General features: G+C 72.8%; 15 protein-coding genes. 11 read left to right on the top strand and 4 right to left on the bottom strand.

Features of this window, described 5'->3' with window-relative positions:
* The first annotated feature begins 115 nt into the window (after positions 1–115).
* The 7 genes from IF88_RS0132595 (at position 116) to IF88_RS0132565 (ending at position 9,825) form a co-directional block, all read left to right on the top strand.
* A complete protein-coding gene (locus IF88_RS0132595; protein ID WP_234323771.1) occupies positions 116–490 on the top strand; it encodes a hypothetical protein in 375 nt (124 codons plus the stop codon).
* The gene (locus tag IF88_RS0132590; RefSeq protein ID WP_037807853.1) at positions 490–1,056 is read left to right on the top strand and encodes a hypothetical protein; all 567 of its coding nucleotides are present in this window, start codon (positions 490–492) and stop codon (positions 1,054–1,056) included. The genes IF88_RS0132595 and IF88_RS0132590 overlap by 1 nt, the downstream gene beginning before the upstream one ends.
* Positions 1,057–5,730: a putative T7SS-secreted protein gene (locus tag IF88_RS0132585; RefSeq protein WP_030720741.1), complete on the top strand. Its 4,674-nt coding sequence runs from the start codon at positions 1,057–1,059 to the stop codon at positions 5,728–5,730.
* A 29-nt stretch (positions 5,731–5,759) separates the two neighbouring features.
* Positions 5,760–6,239 (top strand): hypothetical protein, encoded by a 480-nt coding sequence (locus IF88_RS0132580; RefSeq protein WP_158754705.1) that lies wholly within the window; start codon positions 5,760–5,762, stop codon positions 6,237–6,239.
* A gap of 47 nt (positions 6,240–6,286) precedes the next feature.
* Positions 6,287–6,865: a GNAT family N-acetyltransferase gene (locus tag IF88_RS0132575; protein WP_030720736.1), complete on the top strand. Its 579-nt coding sequence runs from the start codon at positions 6,287–6,289 to the stop codon at positions 6,863–6,865.
* A 4-nt stretch (positions 6,866–6,869) separates the two neighbouring features.
* Positions 6,870–7,769, top strand: coding sequence for an arginase family protein (locus tag IF88_RS0132570; RefSeq protein WP_030720733.1), 900 nt, complete (start codon positions 6,870–6,872; stop codon positions 7,767–7,769).
* A gap of 88 nt (positions 7,770–7,857) precedes the next feature.
* Positions 7,858–9,825 carry a DUF5107 domain-containing protein gene (locus tag IF88_RS0132565; protein WP_030720730.1) on the top strand — a complete coding sequence of 656 codons (1,968 nt, stop codon included), beginning with the start codon at positions 7,858–7,860 and terminating at the stop codon, positions 9,823–9,825.
* Between the two features lie 66 nt (positions 9,826–9,891).
* Here IF88_RS0132565 and IF88_RS0132560 read toward each other — a convergent pair whose 3' ends face one another.
* Entirely contained in the window at positions 9,892–10,710 is an 819-nt protein-coding gene (locus IF88_RS0132560; protein WP_030720727.1) for a methyltransferase domain-containing protein, read from the bottom strand.
* Positions 10,711–10,909: 199 nt separating this feature from the next.
* On the opposite strand from IF88_RS0132560, the gene IF88_RS0132555 reads away from it, so the two are divergent.
* The 3 genes from IF88_RS0132555 to IF88_RS0132545 all read left to right on the top strand — a co-directional run bounded on the left by IF88_RS0132555 (position 10,910) and on the right by IF88_RS0132545 (position 14,070).
* On the top strand, positions 10,910–11,482 hold the full coding sequence (locus IF88_RS0132555; protein ID WP_030720724.1) for a TIGR03086 family metal-binding protein: 573 nt from the start codon (positions 10,910–10,912) through the stop codon (positions 11,480–11,482).
* Positions 11,483–11,638: 156 nt separating this feature from the next.
* The gene (locus IF88_RS0132550; protein WP_030720721.1) at positions 11,639–12,865 is read left to right on the top strand and encodes an aminotransferase class I/II-fold pyridoxal phosphate-dependent enzyme; all 1,227 of its coding nucleotides are present in this window, start codon (positions 11,639–11,641) and stop codon (positions 12,863–12,865) included.
* A gap of 62 nt (positions 12,866–12,927) precedes the next feature.
* Positions 12,928–14,070 (top strand): MBL fold metallo-hydrolase, encoded by a 1,143-nt coding sequence (locus tag IF88_RS0132545; protein ID WP_051837925.1) that lies wholly within the window; start codon positions 12,928–12,930, stop codon positions 14,068–14,070.
* Here the strand turns inward: IF88_RS0132545 and IF88_RS0132540 are convergent.
* The 3 genes from IF88_RS0132540 to IF88_RS0132530 all read right to left on the bottom strand — a co-directional run bounded on the left by IF88_RS0132540 (position 14,067) and on the right by IF88_RS0132530 (position 16,041).
* Positions 14,067–14,525, bottom strand: coding sequence for a hypothetical protein (locus IF88_RS0132540; RefSeq protein ID WP_030720714.1), 459 nt, complete (start codon positions 14,523–14,525; stop codon positions 14,067–14,069). The two genes, IF88_RS0132545 and IF88_RS0132540, sit on opposite strands and share 4 nt — an antisense overlap.
* 74 nt (positions 14,526–14,599) lie before the next feature.
* Positions 14,600–15,256, bottom strand: coding sequence for a DedA family protein (locus tag IF88_RS0132535; RefSeq protein ID WP_030720711.1), 657 nt, complete (start codon positions 15,254–15,256; stop codon positions 14,600–14,602).
* Positions 15,253–16,041 (bottom strand): MBL fold metallo-hydrolase, encoded by a 789-nt coding sequence (locus tag IF88_RS0132530; protein ID WP_030720708.1) that lies wholly within the window; start codon positions 16,039–16,041, stop codon positions 15,253–15,255. Before IF88_RS0132530 ends, IF88_RS0132535 begins: the two co-directional genes overlap by 4 nt.
* Positions 16,042–16,172: 131 nt before the next feature.
* Here IF88_RS0132530 and IF88_RS0132525 point away from each other — a divergent pair, with 131 nt between their 5' ends.
* Complete coding sequence (locus IF88_RS0132525; protein ID WP_030720704.1) at positions 16,173–16,577, top strand: hypothetical protein; 405 nt, start codon at positions 16,173–16,175, stop codon at positions 16,575–16,577.
* The last annotated feature ends 136 nt before the right edge of the window (positions 16,578–16,713 follow it).

Below are 16,713 nucleotides of genomic sequence, written 5' to 3'. Positions count from 1 at the left end.
GTACAGTGCAGTCGCGAGGGTCTCCAGGTTTGTCGTCACAAACGAACCAACGAGACCCTCGCTTTATGCACCCGAAGACATCGGACTTACTCGTCTAGGGGATCCGGGGCGTTTGGTGGGCGAATTCCGCCGCGCTGCCCTGCTCGTTCCGCTTGCCGATGTCGGTGCCGATGCGAATGCCGCTGGTGGTGTGATGTCGGCCGTGTCGGGCGGGATCCGCTGGCTGTACGCGTTCACGGACGAGGAGGCGTTGTTCCGGTTCGCCCGGGCGCGTGGCGAGGGCGACCGGGAGTGGCCGTACCTGACGATGCTCGGTGCGCGGCTCGTGGACGCGGTGGTACCGATGTCGGACCGTCCGACGGGAGTCGCGGTCAACGTGGCGGACTGCGACGGGTCGATGTTGTTCCCGCCGGTGGCCGGGATCGTCCCGGACTCGTTCGCCGTGGACGTCGATCCGGACGCCGACGGTGGCCGTGGGGCGGTGGCCTGATGGCGGGCGACGGTGACCTCGAGGTCTCCCCGCAGGCGGTAGCGGCGATCCAGAGCGGTCTGCGGGCGGCGATATCGGAGCTGCGCGAATCCGGGGACGCAGCGGGCGCGTCGCAGGGCGCCGGGTTCGAGAACCTGTCGATGACGGGGATGGAGACCGGGCACGCCGGGCTGGCGGCCGACTTCGAGGACTTCTGCGAGCGCTGGGAGTGGGGGGTCCGTGCCCTGATCCAGGACGCGTCGACGCTCGCGGGGAACCTGGGGATCGCGGCGGGGACGATGTGGGAGGAGGAGCAGTACATCCAGGGCTCCTTCAAGGTCGTCGCGAACGCCGCGTACGGCAATCCGTACGCCAGTGAGGACGAGATCGAGCAGAAGGCGTGGGGCGACATCTTCCGCGCCGACGTCTACAAGCCGGACTACAGCGCCGAGTCGTTCGAGAAGGGTCAGCAGGAGATCAAGCAGACCTGGTCGGACACCAAGGACACGGTGACCTCGTCCGGGAAGATCGGTTCGTTGAAGGACCTGCTGGACCAGTCCGGCGGGGGCAACGGGGGGAAGGGCTAGATGGGCTGGCGGGATTTCGTACCGGACTCGGCGGAGGACTGGGTCGAGGACCGTGCCGAGGACGTCGGTGACCTCGTCGAGTGGGGCGGTGACAAGGTCGCCGACGTCGCCGACGATGTCGGCCTGCACGATGCGAGCGACTGGGTCCGCGACAAGAGCCGCTCCGCCGCGAACCAGCTCGGCGCGGATGTCGCCGAGCTCGAACTCGGCCAGACCGAGGACCCGAAGCGGCTGGTCTACGGCAGCCCTTCGAAGATCCGCGAGCAGGTCGCCCACCTCAACGACTTCAAGAATGCCTTCGAGTCCGTCGGCAACGGTCTGAAGAATCTGACCGAGCCCGACGGGCTCAAGGGCGCGGCCGCGAGCGCGTTCCGCGAGTCCGTCGCGAAGGAGCCGCCGCGCTGGTTCAACGCGGCCGATGCCTTCGGGAAGGCCGCCGACGCGATGGGCCGGTTCGCCGAAACCGTCGAGTGGGCGCAGGGCAAGGCGAAGGAGGCCCTCGACGACTACAACAAGGCGAAGAAGGCCTCCGAGGACGCCTACGAGGCGCACAAGAAGCTCGTCAAGACGTACAACGACGCCGTGAAGGCGAAGTCGGAACACCTGCCGCCCCGCCCGTCGCAGGACTACCCCGACCCCGGCGAGGCCATGGCCAAGGCCGCACAGGAGAAGCTCGCGGACGCCCGCACCCAGCGCAACGAGCAGGCCGGCACCGTCGCCGCGGCCGTCCGCGCGGCCCGCGACGCCGCCCCGCCCAAGCCCTCGTACACCGAGCAGCTCGGCGACGGCATGGACTACCTCGACCTCGCCTCCACCCACCTGGTCGGCGGCGTCATCAAGGGCACGGCCGGCGTGGTCAACTTCGCCCGCGGCCTGAACCCGCTGGACCCGTACAACCTGACCCATCCCGCCGAGTTCCTGACCAACCTGAACTCGACCGCGGCCGGCCTGGTCACCATGGCCAACGACCCGATGGGCGCGGGCAAGCAGATGCTCGACGAGTTCATGAAGGACCCCTCGGAAGGCATCGGCAAGCTCATACCCGAACTCGTCGGCTCCAAGGGCCTGGGCACCGCCAAGAAGGTCGCCTCCGCCGCCAAACACCTCGACGACATCAAGGGCCCCGCGCGCCGGGGCGTGGACGACCCCGCCAACCCCTCCCGTACGGAAAGGGCGGCGGAGACGGACCCGTCGGACCCGATCGACCTGGCCACCGGCGCCATGTACCTGCCCCAGACCGATGTCGTCCTCCCCGGCACACTTCCCCTCGTGTTCCGTCGCAGGGTCGCGTCCGACTACCGCGCCGGCCGCTGGTTCGGTCCCTCTTGGTCGTCCACCGCCGACCAGCGCCTGGAGATCGACTCGGAAGGGCTCGTCTTCGTCTCCGAGGACGGCCTGCTCCTCAGCTACCCCCACCCCGCGCCCGGTGTTCCCGTCCTGCCGACCCATGGGCCGCGGTGGTCACTCGACCGCGACCCGAACGGGGACTACACGATCACAGATCCGGACACCGGCCGAGTGCGGCGCTTCGAGACGCGCGATCCGGATGAGGCCCGGCTCGTCCAGATCGACGACCGCAACGGAAACTGGATCACGTTCGAATACGACGCCGCCTCTGACGCGCCCAGCTCGATCGTCCACCACGGCGGCTACCGACTGAAACTGACCGCCGACGAGGGACGGATCACCGCGCTTCACCTGGTCGGTGCCACATCTGACGGCCGTGACCAGGAGATACTCCGTTACGGCTACACCGACGGCCATCTGACCGACGTCATCAACTCCTCCGGGCTGCCACTGCGGTTCACCTACGACGACCGTGGCCGGGTGACGTCATGGACCGACACCAACGACAGCCGCTACGAGTACGCCTACGACGAGCACGACCGCTGCGTCGCCGAGGGCGGTGCGGAAGGCCACGTCGCCCTCCGCCTGGAGTACGGACACGACCCCGGCACGGGTCGGCGTGTCACGACGGCGACCACCAGCAGTGGGGCCGTTCACCGCTACCTCGTCAACGAAGCCCATCAGATCTGCGCGGAGATCGATCCGCACGGCGAGGTCACGCGCTTCGAGCGCGACCGGTACAACCGGCTGCTGACCCATACGGATCCCCTCGGTCGCACGACACGCTTCACGTACGACGGGGCGGGCCGCCCCACCTCCGTGATACGGCCGGACGGCCGGGAACTGTCGGCGGACTACGGCCCGATGGGGCGACCGACACGTATCACCCATCCCGATCGGACGACCGTTCGCCGACACTATGACGAGCGCGGCAACGGGTTCCTGGTCGAGGACTCGGCCGGTGCTGTCACCCGCTACACGTACGACGAGGGCGGCCGTACCACCGCTGTCACCGACGCGCTCGGCAACACCACGCACATCCGCAACAACGACGCGGGGCTGCCCGTCGAGATCACCGACCCCCTCGGCCACACGACCCGGATCGAGCGCGACGGATTCGGACGCCCGATCGTCCTGGTCGACCCGGTCGGCAGCACCACCCGCTTCGAGTGGACGCCGGAGGGCCGACTCGCCCACCGTGTCGACGGTGACGCCTCCGAGCAGTGGTGGACCTACGACGGCGAGGGCAACTGCCTCACCCACACGGATGCCATGGGCGCCGTGTCCCGGTTCGAGTACACGCACTTCGACCTCATGACGGCCCGTACCGGCGCCGACGGGGCGCGATACGAATTCCTGCACGACCATGAGCTCCGCCTGACGCAGGTACGCAACCCCAATGGCCTGACCTGGGACTACGAGTACGACGCCGTGGGCCGCCTCGTGTCCGAGAGCGATTTCGACGGTCGGACCATTTCGTACGCACGCGATGTCGCCGGCCGACTCACGGCACGGACCGATGCGGCGGGCCGAGTGGTGCGCTACGCGCGTGATGTGCTCGACAACGCGGTCTCCAAGGAAGCCGACGGCCGGACGACCACTTTTGAATACGACCTGTTCGACCAAGTCACGCACGCCGTGGGACCGGATGCGACGCTCGCTGTCATCCGCGACCGCCACGGGCGTCTCAACCACGAGACGGTGAACGGTCGGACGGTCCGGTACACGTACGACCTGCTCGGCCGCCGGGTGAGCCGCACCACCCCCAGCGGTGTCGTCAGCCGCTGGAGCTACGATGCCGCGGGCCGCCGCGTCTCGCTCACGACGTCGGAGCGCGCGGTCACCTTCGAACACGACGCCGCGGGACACGAGACCGCCCGCCACATCGGGGAGTCGCTCTCGCTGGTGTCGCAGGTCGATGCCATGGGCCGGCTCACCAGCCAGCAGGTCAGCAGCCGCGGCCGCGGCATCCAGCGGCGTGATTACACCTACCGCGCCGACGGTCATCTCGTCGCCCTCGCGGACGATCAGTCGGGGACGAAGAGGTTCGACCTGGACTCAGGCGGCCGCGTGACCGCTGTACGGGCCGCGAACTGGACCGAGCAGTACGCGTACGACGAGGCCGGTAACCAGACCGAGGCCCACTGGGCCCGCTCACATGCCGCGCAAGAGGCAACCGGTCGCCGTTCGTACGCGGGTACCGCGCTGGTCGAGGCCGGAAGCGTCCGCTACGAGCACGACGACCTCGGCCGGGTCACGGTCCGGCGGAAGAAGCGGATCTCACGCAAGGCGGACACCTGGCACTACGTGTGGGATGCGGAGGACCGCCTGTCGAAGGTGACGACACCGGACGGCACGGTGTGGAAGTACCTCTACGACCCGCTCGGCCGCCGCATCGCCAAACAGCGACTCGGGGAGGACGGGGCCACGGTGACGGAGCAGGTGACCTTCACCTGGGACGGAACCACCTTGTGCGAACAGGTCGCCACCGCACCCGAGCTGCCCCATCCGGTGGCCACCACCTGGGACCACAACGGCCTGCGTCCGCTGGCGCAGACCGAGCGCCTCCTCACGGCGGACGACGCGCAGGACGTGGTCGACGAGCGCTTCTTCGCCCTCGTCACGGACCTCGTCGGCACCCCCGGTGAACTCATCGACGAATCCGGCCATGTGGTGTGGCGATCCCGCAGCACGCTGTGGGGCACCACGACCTGGAGCAGCTCGAGTACGGCGTACACACCGCTCCGCTTCCCCGGGCAGTACTTCGACCCCGAATCCGGACTCCACTACAACTACTTCCGCCACTACGACCCGGAAGCGGCGCGATACCTCACCCTTGACCCCCTCGGGCTGGCGGCGGCACCCAATCCGTCCGCCTACGTACACAACCCCCTGACCTGGTTCGACCCTCTCGGCCTCGCACCCAAGTACACGCCGCTCCGGGAGGGTTACACCTCCCAGCCGGGATTCGAGAAGGACCCGTACCACCCTGAGGTCGTGCGCAAGCGCGTCGAGGAGATGCGTGATCTCTACGGCATCAAGGACCCCGATGCCAAGGGAATGATCGGGGCCAACGGCACGCAGATCACGAGCAAGACGCTGTGGAACCACGGGCAGTACCGCATCGATGTGGAGAACCCGGATCCCGGCGGACGCCCGGGGCAGCTGCATTTCCAGGACCAGGCCAACAAGAGTGCGAAGTATCAGTATGATTTCGAGACGGGGAAGTTCGATGGGCTGCCGCGCTCCATTGAAAAGTCCGTAGGGAACAGCCCGGGATTCATCGCCGCAATCAGAAAGGGCCTCTCCGCTCTCGGTGAGGGATAGTCATGAAAATCAATGAGAAGATGACCCGGATGCTGGCGGAGTACCCCGTCGCGGAACTCACGGACCGCGACATCCCGCCCATGTTCCACGAGGTGGCGGCCGAAGGCTGGTCGTACACCCCCAACGGCGCCCGTGTACTGACCGGACTTGTCCCCGAGCTCACCAGCTCGTATTTCGACGTGCTCCAGGAGGAGACGTCGATCAACGGACGAGGCATGATCGACTATGACCTCCCGGCGGCGGCGTCCGAGCGGACCGGCCCCCTCCTCAGGAGGTGTCTTGCCTATGCCTTCGCCTGTCTCGTCGAAGCGGAGCGGAAATTCGGAGACCAGGAAGTACGGTCGTACGTCACCCTTTCCATGGGCGGAGAGGGCGATGATCTCCTGACCGCCACCGTCACCTTCTGCACGCACACCCCGAATGCCGTGCCCTACATCCGCGACATCGAGAACGTCCAGGACGCGGCTGTCGCAGAGCTCACTTCGGGCGACCGCGAAGGGTGGTACTGACGCTCGTTGAGCAGCCGCGCCCGCACGCCTGGCATCCTCCTGGGGTGATGACCCTTTCGACCTACCTCCGGGAGGGCGAGCGCGTGGGCCTGCGCCCCTTCCGGCTCGCTGACGGCCCCGAGTTCACCGCACGCGTGCACGAGAGCCGCGAGCTCCACCGTCCGTGGCTGGCGCCGCCCGCCACCATCGAGGAGTACGAGCCGTACGCGGCCCGGCTGACCGAAGGCGAGGGCCGCGCCGGGTTCCTGGTCTGCGAGCGGGAGACCGGAGCCATCGCCGGCTTCGTCAACGTCAACAACATCGTGCGCGGGGCCTTCCAGTGCGGGGCCCTCGGCTACGGGGCCTTCGCGCACGCCGCCGGGCGGGGCCTGTTCCGCGAAGCCCTCGGGCTGGTCCTCACCCACGCCTTCGCCCCCGAAGCCGACCACGGCCTCGGGCTGCACCGCCTGGAGGCCAACGTCCAGCCCGGCAACACCGCCTCCCTCGCCCTCGTGCGGGGAGCGGGCTTCCGCCTCGAAGGACTCTCCCCCGACTTCCTGTACGTCGACGGAGCCTGGCGCGACCACGAGCGCTGGGCGATCACCGCCGAAATGCAGGTTCCCGAGGGGGCTCATCGCACAGGATGAGGGCATGCGAACCCTGGTGCTCCTCGACGCCCCGTCCAACCTCGGTCTGCGCCCGCCCGCGCCCGGCGCCGTACCCGGCGTCTACAAGCTCGCCGGTGCCCTGCGCGAACAGGGCCTCCTCGCCCGGCTCGGCGCGCGCGAGGGCGGGGTGGTCGTCCCGCCGCGCTACGACCGCGGCGACTGGCAGGAGGGCGACGGCGTCTTCCACGCCGAGGCCCTCGCCGCCTACACCGTCACGCTCGCCGACCGGATCGAACGCCACCTGCGGGCCGGGGAGTTCCCCGTCGTCCTCGGCGGCGACTGTTCGATCCAGCTGGGCGCCGCCCTCGCCATGCGCCGGATCGGACGGTACGGACTGGCCGCGATCGACGGCTCCGCGGACTTCCGCCACCCCGGCAACGAGGCCGTGAACGGGCCCGTCGGCGCGGCCGGCGGAGAGGAGCTCGCCCTCTCCACCGGCCGCGGCCAGGCCGATCTCGCCGACCTGGAGGGGCGGGCCCCCTACCTGCGGGACGAGGACGTACGGCTCTTCGGCCTGCGGGACGGGGACCCGGACCTCGCGGAACTGCACGCGGCCGGGATCTCCGTGGCCACCGTCGGGGAGATCCGCGAGCGCGGGGCCGGACCGGTCGCGCGGGCGGCGCTGGAAGGGCTGCACCCGCCGGAGACCGCCGGATTCTGGGTGCACTTGGACGCCGACGTGCTGGACCCGGCCGTCATGCCGGCCGTGGACAGCCCCGACCCGGGCGGGTTGATCCCCGACGAACTCGCCGAGCTGCTCGGCGTACTGGCGCGCTCACCGCGCTGCGTCGGGATCAACGTCACCATCTACGACCCGGATTTGGACCCGGACGGGCGCGCCGGCGCATTGCTGGCCGATCTGGTCGCGGGCGCCTTCCGGTAGGACCGCACGAGGGGCTTTGCGTAATCCTGACCGGTGGTGATCCGCGGAACCCCTGTGCACCGGCCGCCCCGGCGTGTTCCATTTCCCCATGGCCACCATCGTCCGCCGCGCCGTACTGACCCTTCCCGCAGCCCCGCTGGGCGCCGAGAACCCCCTGCCCGCCCTGCGCGCGCCCGACGGCGTGCACGCGCTGGACGACCGGTCGCGCGACGGGCTGCCGCGCGAGATGGCACGGCAGATCGGGTACGAGCCCCTGCGCTCCCTGCTGCCCGTCCGGATCCGGGACGGGTACCGACGGGAGCGGCCGGAGCGGGAGTTCGAGACGATCGTCATCGAGAACGACCACCTGCGGGTCACCGTGCTCCCGGAGCTGGGCGGGCGCGTCCACTCGCTCCTGCACCTGCCGACGGGCCGCGAACTGCTGTACCGCAACCCGGTGTTCCAGCCCGCGAACTTCGCGCTGAACGGGGCCTGGTTCTCCGGCGGCATCGAGTGGAACATCGGCGCGACCGGCCACACCACGCTCTCCTGCGCCCCGCTGCACGCCGCGCTCGTCCCCGCCCCGGACGGGGGCGTGATGGTCCGGCTGTGGGAGTGGGAGCGGCTGCGCGACCTGCCCTTCCAGGTGGACCTGTGGCTGCCCGCCGACGCGGAGTTCCTCTACGTCGGCGTCCGCGTGCGCAACCCGCACGAACGGCCGGCGCCCGTGTACTGGTGGTCCAACATCGCCGTACCCGAGGACGCGGGCACCCGGGTGCTCGCCCCCGCCGACGAGGCCTGGCACTTCGGCTACGAGCGCGCGCTGCGCCGCGTCCCCGTACCGGAGTGGGAGGGCACGGACCGCACGTACCCGCTGCGCAGCGAGTACCCGGCCGACTTCTTCTACGAGGTCGAGCCCGGGGCCAGACCCTGGATCGCCTCGCTGGACGCGGCCGGGCAGGGGCTCGTGCAGACCTCCACCGGGCGGCTGCGCGGGCGCAAGCTGTTCGTGTGGGGCGCGGGCGGCGGCGGCCGGCGCTGGCAGGAGTGGCTGACCGAGCCGGGCACGGGCGGCTACGCGGAGATCCAGGCCGGGCTGGCCCGCACCCAGCTGGAGCACGTACGGCTGGAGGGCGGCGGGGAGTTCAGCTGGCTGGAGGCGTACGGGCCGCTGGCCGCGGAACCCGCCGCCGTGCACGGGGCCGACTGGGCGGCGGCGCGCGGCGCGGCCGAGCACGCGCTGGCGCGGGCGCTGCCGGCGGAGCGGGTGGAGACGGCGTACAAGGCGTGGCGCGAGTGCGCCGACACCGAACCGGGGGAGCGGCTCGCGGCGGGCTCCGGCTGGGGCGCGCTGGAAGTGATGTGCGGTGGCTTCCCACTGCCGGGCACCCCCTTCGACGAGTCCACCCTCGGCGAGGAGCAGGCCCCCTGGCTGGAGCTGTGGCGCACGGGCGTCCTCCCCACCCCGCGGCGGGTGGTTCCGCCGGGCCCGAGCCTGGTCGCCGCGCACTGGCGGGACATGCTGGAGACGGCCCCGGCGGATCCGCTGACCGAGTACCACCTCGGCGTGGCCCAGTGGCACGCCGGGGACGTGGCGCAGGCCGTACGGAGCTGGGAGCGCGGGCTGGCGCTGGCGCCGTCGCGGTGGCCGCTGCTGAGGTGCCTGGCGGTGGCGGACGCGCTGGCCGGGGATCCGGCGCGGGCGGCCGACGGGTACGCGGCGGCCTTCGAGGACCTGGCGGGGGAGAGCCGCGGCGGTGAGACGTGGGCCCCGGCGGAGGCCGCGCTGGGCCGTGAGGCGATGGCGGCCCTGCTGGCCGCCGGCCGCCTCCCGGAAGCCCGCCGCGTCTGGGACCGGCTCCGGCCGGCCCTGCGGGAACATGGCCGCTTCCGGCTGCTCGCCGCGCGGCTGCTGGCGGCGGAGGGCCATGTCGCCGCGGCGGGCCGGGTCTTCGAGGACGGCTTCGAGATCCCGGACCTCCGCGAGGGCGAGGAGACCCTGTCAGAGGCCTGGTCCGCCCTCACCGACCGCCCGCTCCCACCCCGCTACGACTTCCGCATGCGGCCCCCTCTGTAGGCGCCCGGCCGCCCGGCCGCCGCTGGGGCGGAGCCCCGGGAGGTGGCACCGCGCCGGGCCGCGGGGTCAGGCCCGGCAGAGGATCTCGCCGTTCAGGACCGAGAACCAGGCGTCGGGGTCCGCACCCCACGTGCGCCAGGCCTCCGCGGCGGCGGCCAGGTCAGAGGCCGCCGCGTGCCCCCCGCCGGTGGCCCTGGCCGCGTACGCGGAGGCCGTCGTACGGTCCGCCCACAGCGACGACCACCACGCGGCCTCCTCCGGGGTGGCGAAGCACCAGGCCGTCGCCGACGAGGTCACGTCCGTGAAGCCGGCCTGCCGGGCCCACGCCCGCAGCCGGCGCCCCGCGTCCGGCTCGCCCCCGTTGGCGCGGGCGACGCGCCGGTACAGGTCCAGCCATTCGTCCAGGCCCGGCGTCGCCGGGTACCAGGTCATCGCCGCGTAGTCGGCGTCGCGCGCGGCCACGATCCCGCCCGGCCGGCACACCCGCCGCATCTCGCGCAGCGCCTGCACCGGGTCGCCCACGTGCTGGAGCACCTGGTGGGCGTGGACCACGTCGAAGGAGTCGTCCGGGAAGTCCAGCGCGTGGACGTCCGCCGTGCCGAACTCGATGCCGCTCACCCCGCGCTCCGCCGCGTGCGCCCGGGCCTGCTCGACCACATCCCGCGCCGCGTCGACCGCGGTGACCCGCCCGCCCGGCGCGACCAGCTCCGCCAGGTCCGCGGTGATCGTGCCCGGGCCGCAGCCGACGTCCAGTACGGACATCCCCGGGCGCAGCTCGCCGATCAGGTACGCGGCGGAGTTCTCGGCGGTGCGCCAGCGGTGCGAGCGCAGGACCGACTCGTGGTGGCCGTGCGTGTAGACGGCGGTTTCCTTGGCGGCGTGCATGGCCGGCCCTCCTCGTCGAAAGCGTTGCGACCACCGTAGACGATCAGTTCGTCATCTGAGATATGCGTTTTGACATGTGGACACCATCCTTGTGCACCAAGGGGGTTGGCCGCATCCACGGCCGGTCGGTGGCAGGGCGATGCGGGTGCGAGGAGAGTGGCCCCAGGGGGCGTTGACATGGCAGAGGACGGTGAGGGCCATGCCGGAGACGCTGCTCGAACAGCACGCCGAGGCGCTGCGGCTCTTCGGCGAACGGGTGCGCGCCGTCAGGGACGACCAGTGGGACGCGCCGACCCCGTGCACGGAATGGAACGTGCGGGAGCTGGTCAACCACGTCACCGGCGAGCAGCTCTGGATCCCGCCGCTGGTCACCGAGGGCCGCACCGTCGAGGAGCTCGGCGACGCGTTCTCCGGCGACGTGCTGGGCGAGGACCCGGTGGCCGCATGGGAAGAGGCCTCGGCCGCCGCGCACGCCGCCTTCGCCGCGTCCGGCGCGCTGGACCGGACCGTGCGGCTCTCGTACGGGCCCGCGCTCGGTTCGGCGTACTGCTCGGAGCTGACCGCCGACTGCGTCGTGCACACGTGGGACCTCGCGCGGGGCATCGGCGCCGACGACAGGCTGCCGGACGGCCTCGTCGAGTTCTCCATCAAGGAGGTCATGCCGTACGCCGACGCGCTCGCGGCGAGCGGGATGTTCGCGGCGCCGCTGGAGGTGCCGGCCGGTGCGAACGCGCAGACCAGGCTGCTCGGCTTGGTGGGGCGGAAGGGCTGAGCCCGGCGCCCGCGGTCGGCTCCCTACGTCCAGGTAACGGGCACAGAGCCACAAATAATCGTATAAAGGTCAGGATCGGGGTTCAGGAGCAGGTCAGATCAGGTCGAGGCCTGGGCCACCGGCGCGTGGCCGGACGAGCGCGGAAGGCGGCACACGGTGGCGGGGACGCAGCGCACGGCGACGGAGGGCCGCGGCCCGGTCCGGTACGGGCCGCCCGCACCCCAGCCGGGCCTGCCCGTGCTCCCCGAACTGCTTTCCGTCCTCGCCGCGGCCGCCGGCCGCGCCGCCCCTGAGCCCCCGGGCGGCGGGGAAGCCGTACGCGAGGCCGCCTGCCGGCACTGGGGGCGCCGCGGGCTCGCCACCTCCCCGGAGCACGTCGCCGCCGGACCCGGCGCCCCCGCGCTGCTCCTCGCCGTGCTCGGGGCGTACGGGGGCGACGTGATGCTGCCCCGGCCCTGTCCCGCCTGGTGGACCCCGCAGGTCCGGCTGCTGGGACGACGGGCCTACCACGTGCCGACCCCGGCCGAGTGCGGCGGCGTACCGGACCCCTACGCGCTGCTGGAGACCGTACGGCGGGTGCGCGTCGAGGGCGGCGACCCGCGGGTGCTGCTGCTGTCCGTCGCCGACGACCCGACCGCGACCGTCCCGCCGCCCGAGATGCTGCGCGAGGCCTGCGAGGCCGCCGAGTCCGCCGGGCTGTTCGTCGTCAGCGACGAGAGCTGGCGCGACACCGTCCACCGGCCCCACGACACCCTGGTCCTGAGCCCCGCCGAGATGCTCCCCGAACAGGCGGCCGTCCTCGTCGACCTGTCCGGCGCGCTGCTGCCCGCCGGCTGGCCCGCCGCCGTGATCCGCTTCCCCGGCACCGCCCGCCGGACCTGGCTGCGCGCCCGCACCCTCGACGTCCTCACCGCCACCGGAGCGATGGTCGCCGGACCCGTGGCGGGCGCCGCCGCACACGCCCTCGACGAATCCGACGCCGTCGCCGGACGCGCCCACGCGGCCGCCGCCCTGCACGGCGTGGTGGCCGCCGCCGCGCACCGCGAGCTCCTCGCGGCCGGGGCGCTGGCCCGGCCCCCGCAGGCGGGCCGGCACCTCTACGCCGACCTCACCCCGCTGCGGGCCGGACTCGCCCGGCACGGGGTCGGCGACGCCATGGAACTGGAGGACTGGCTCGGCGGCCGGCTCGGCGCGCCGACGCCCGGCGGGCAGCGCTTCGCGGACGAACTGGGCGCGCTGCGGGTCAGGTTGTCCACCGGGCCGCTGCTGGGCGCCACCCCGCAGGAGCGGCTGGCCGCGCTCACCGCCCCCGATCCGCTCGCACTCCCGCACGTACGGAGCTCCCTCGACCGGCTCGGATCGGTCCTGGCCGGGCTGGCCTGACCTCCCGACACGCGCCGATGACCCGACCCGCCTGCCCCGACCCGGTGAACGGAGACCGCTCGATGAGGGACCGGACGGACGCCGCCCCCGCCGCCCCCGTGTCCACGGCGCCCGCGCCCCGGCCGACGCAGGCACCGGCACCGGCACCGCCGGAGTCGGAGCCGCCTCTGCAGCCGCATCCGCAACCGCGTCCGCTCGGCGAACACCGCCGCTGGCCCCGCTCCTTCGCGGACCGGCTGACCGCCCCGCTCCCCGGCGTCCGCGCCTTCGCCCGGCTCGCCCGCGAAGGCGCCTTCCGGCCCGGTCCCGAAGGGCTGCGCGGCATCCCCGACCTGCCGTACGAGCCGGGCCCGCTGCCCGCCGCGCCCCCCGGGACGGTCTCGGTCACCTGGGCCGGACACGCCAGCTGGGTGCTGCGGACCGGCGGGCTGACCGTACTGACGGACCCCGTCTGGTCCCGGCGGATCCTCGGCACCCCGGCCCGGGTGACTCCCGTCGGAGTGCGCTGGGAGGACCTGCCGCCGGTGGACGCGGTGGTGATCAGCCACAACCACTACGACCACCTCGACGCCCCCACGCTCAAGCGGCTGCCCCGGCACACGGCGCTGTTCGTCCCGGCCGGGCTCGCCGGCTGGTTCCGCCGCCGCGGGTTCACCCGGGTCACCGATCTCGACTGGTGGGAATCGGCCGAACTGGACGGCGTACGCTTCGATTTCGTCCCCGCGCACCACTGGTCGAAGCGGTCGCTGATCGACACCTGCCGGTCGCTGTGGGGCGGCTGGATCCTCACCGACACCCGGAGCCCGACGCCGCGGAAGGTCTACTTCGCCGGCGACACCGGCTACGGCCACTGGTTCGGCGAGATCGGCCGCCGCCACCCCGGCATCGACCTCGCCCTCCTGCCGGTCGGCGCCTACGCACCGCGCTGGTGGCTCGGCGACGTCCACGCCGACCCGGAGGAGGCGGTCCGGGCCTGCCTCGACCTCGGGGCGCTCCGGATGGCCCCCATGCACTGGGCCACCTTCGTGCTCTCCGCCGAACCGGTCATGGAACCCCTGCACCGCACCCGGGCCGCCTGGTCCCGTGCCGGGCTGCCCCGCGAGCACCTCTGGGACCTCCCGATCGGCGCCTCCCGCACGCTGCTCGGCCCCGGTCCCTGCCCAGACCCCGACCCCGGCCCGGACCGGGGGCCGGCCGCGTCCTAGTGGTGCCGGGCCCGCCCGCCCGTGTTGTGGATGAAGCGCTGCAGCACCTTGAGGGTGATCAGGTACTCCTCGTCCGAGATGCCCGCGTGCCGCTCGTCCCACAACCGCCCCTGGAGGGCCGCCGCCTCGTCGTAGAACTTCCGGCCCTCCGGGGTGATCCCGAGGCGCTCCCCGGCGTCCTGGGTGATCCAGCCGCGGGCGATGGTCGTGTCGATCTCCTCGCCCAGGGCCTCCTCGCCCACGGCGAGGTAGCCGCGCAGCACCTCGGTCACCTCCGCGCGGGTCTTCACCTCCTCGGCCAGGGCCACCTGGGCCAGGACCCACCACTGCGGCTGGGTGGTGCCGATCCCGGCGAGCGCGCCCCGGGTGCGGGTGACGACCGCGTCGTAGGCGGCCCAGCTCCAGTAGCCGATGGGCTGCCGGACCAGTTCCGCGTCGCTGTGCGAGTACTCCATGGTGGATCCGCTCCGTTCGCTGCTGTTCGTTGCCCCGACGGACAAGACCCTAGGACCCGAAGGGCACTTGAGGTCTAATCCTCCGTTCGCCGGCTCCGGCCCGGGCCCCGGCCCCGCAGCCGCCGCCAGAGCGCCGGGCCCGCGCTGATCAGCAGGGTCAGGCCCACCGCCAGCGCCACGCCCTTCCACGGCTCCGAGAACAGCGAGCCGCCCAGGATGCCGATCAGGCCGTACGTCACCGCCCAGGCCAGGCACGCGGGGGCGTCACCGCGGGCGAAGCGGCGGGGCGGCATCTGCGCCAGCAGGCAGGCCAGCATCACCGGGATCCGGCCCGCCGGGACCAGCCGGGAGAGCACCAACACCATGACCCCGTGCCCTTCCAGCTTGGTCTGCGCCTGCTCCAGCCGTTCGGGGGTGGCTCGGCCGCGCAGTTCCGCCAGCCGGCGCGAGCCGTTGCGCGAGCGGACCCCGCGCCGCCCGAGCCAGTACAGCGCCATGTCCCCGGTGAACGCGGCCAGTGCCGACACCCCGACCACCGGCAACACCCCGAACGGCAGCGACTGGTGATGGAACGCCACCACCGCCGCCGAACTCACCAGCGCGCCCGTCGGGATCACCGGCACCAGCGCGCCCAGAGCCACCAGCACGAACAACGCCGGGTACCCGACCGCCTGCTGGGTGGTCTCCGGCGGCACCTGGCCAGCCGCCGCCGCGAGCTCGCGCCACGTCACGGCAGGCGCACCCGCTCACCGTGCCCGGGGACCCGTACGGTCACCTTCGGTGCCAGCTGCCGGGCCCGGCGCTCGAACTCCTCGCCCGGCGCGTGGAATTCGTGCGGCCGCACCGCGTCCATCCCGACGGGCCAGTACGTCCCGTAGTGCACCGGCACCGCCGCCGCGGGCGCGAGCCGGGCCAGTGCCTGCGCCGCCCGCCCCGCGTCCAGGTGCCCCGGGCCCAGGTACGGGCCCCAGCCGCCCACCGGCAGCAGGGCCACGTCCAGCGGCCCGACCTCCTCGGCCATCGTGTCGAACAGCCCGGTGTCCCCGGCGAAGTAGGTCCGCGCCGAGCCCTGGACCACGTACCCGAGCGCGGGCGCGAGGTGCGGCCCGAACGGCAGCCGCCGCCCGTCGTGCCGCGCGCTGACCGCCCGGACCCGTACGCCGCCCCCTACGCCCTCCCGTACGGTGACCTCCTCGCCCGCCGCCACCTCGGTCACCCGCAGCCCGCGCAGCCCCGCGGCCCGCGCCAGCCCCGGCACGGCCCGGCGCGCCCCGCGCGGCACGAGCAGCCGGGTGCCGGGCGCGAGCCGCTCCAGCGACGGCAGGTGCAGATGATCGGCGTGCAGGTGCGACACGAGCACCACGTCCGCCACCGCGGCCTCGGCCGGTGGCACCGCCCCGCGCCGCCGCCGCAGGTGCGCGAGCCGCCGGGCGAACAACGGGTCCGTCAGCAGCCGGACCCCGGAGTCCTCGACGGTGCATGTGGCATGACCCCACCAGGTGATCTCCACCGGCACCCGGCCCTCCCTCCCTCGGCCCCCCGCCTCGCCCTCGTCCACGAGCCTAGATGCTGCCCCGAGGATCCGCCCGGAACCGGAAGTGCCGGGCCCCTCCTCTCCGGCGGCGGATCGGAGTAGGGTCCGGCGGCATGGAAGAGTTGCGCGTGGCCGCGATCACCAGCCTGGCCCCGCTCGAAGACCTGGACGCCGACCCCTTCGCCGTGGACACCCGCGGCCAGCACGCCATGTGCGCGCGCTGGGCCGCCGACCGGGGCTACGTCGTCACGAAGCAGCTGCTCGTCTACGGGCTGCGCGCCGACCACTGCGGGCTCTGGTCCGACGTCGACGCCGGACAGGTCGACCTCTTCGTCGCCGCCAACCACCGGGTGCTGGCCCGCGCGCTCCGCTCGGTCGAGGAGTTCACCGCCGAGTGCGAGCGGCGCGGCGTACGGCTGGAGACCGCCGGGGGCGCCGAGCCGCAGTACACCTCCGCGATGAAGGCCGAGGTGCACCGCAGGCTCTCCATGCCGACGGCCGGCTACGACGGCACCTGACACCCCGCCGCGCGCCGTCCTGCCGCGAGCCGTCCTGCCGCACCGCCGTCCCGCCGTACCGCCGTACGCGGCCTCCCCCGCGCGCCGTCCCCTGCGTTGACCGGCCCCCTCCGCACTCCGGTGCGCCCTCCGTTCC

It is taken from the genome of Streptomyces sp. NRRL F-2580 (genome assembly GCF_000720115.1).
Taxonomy (GTDB): Bacteria; Actinomycetota; Actinomycetes; order Streptomycetales; family Streptomycetaceae; genus Streptomyces.
The sequence above is the reverse complement of the archived record's forward strand: the minus strand, read 5'-3'. Positions and strand labels throughout refer to the sequence as shown.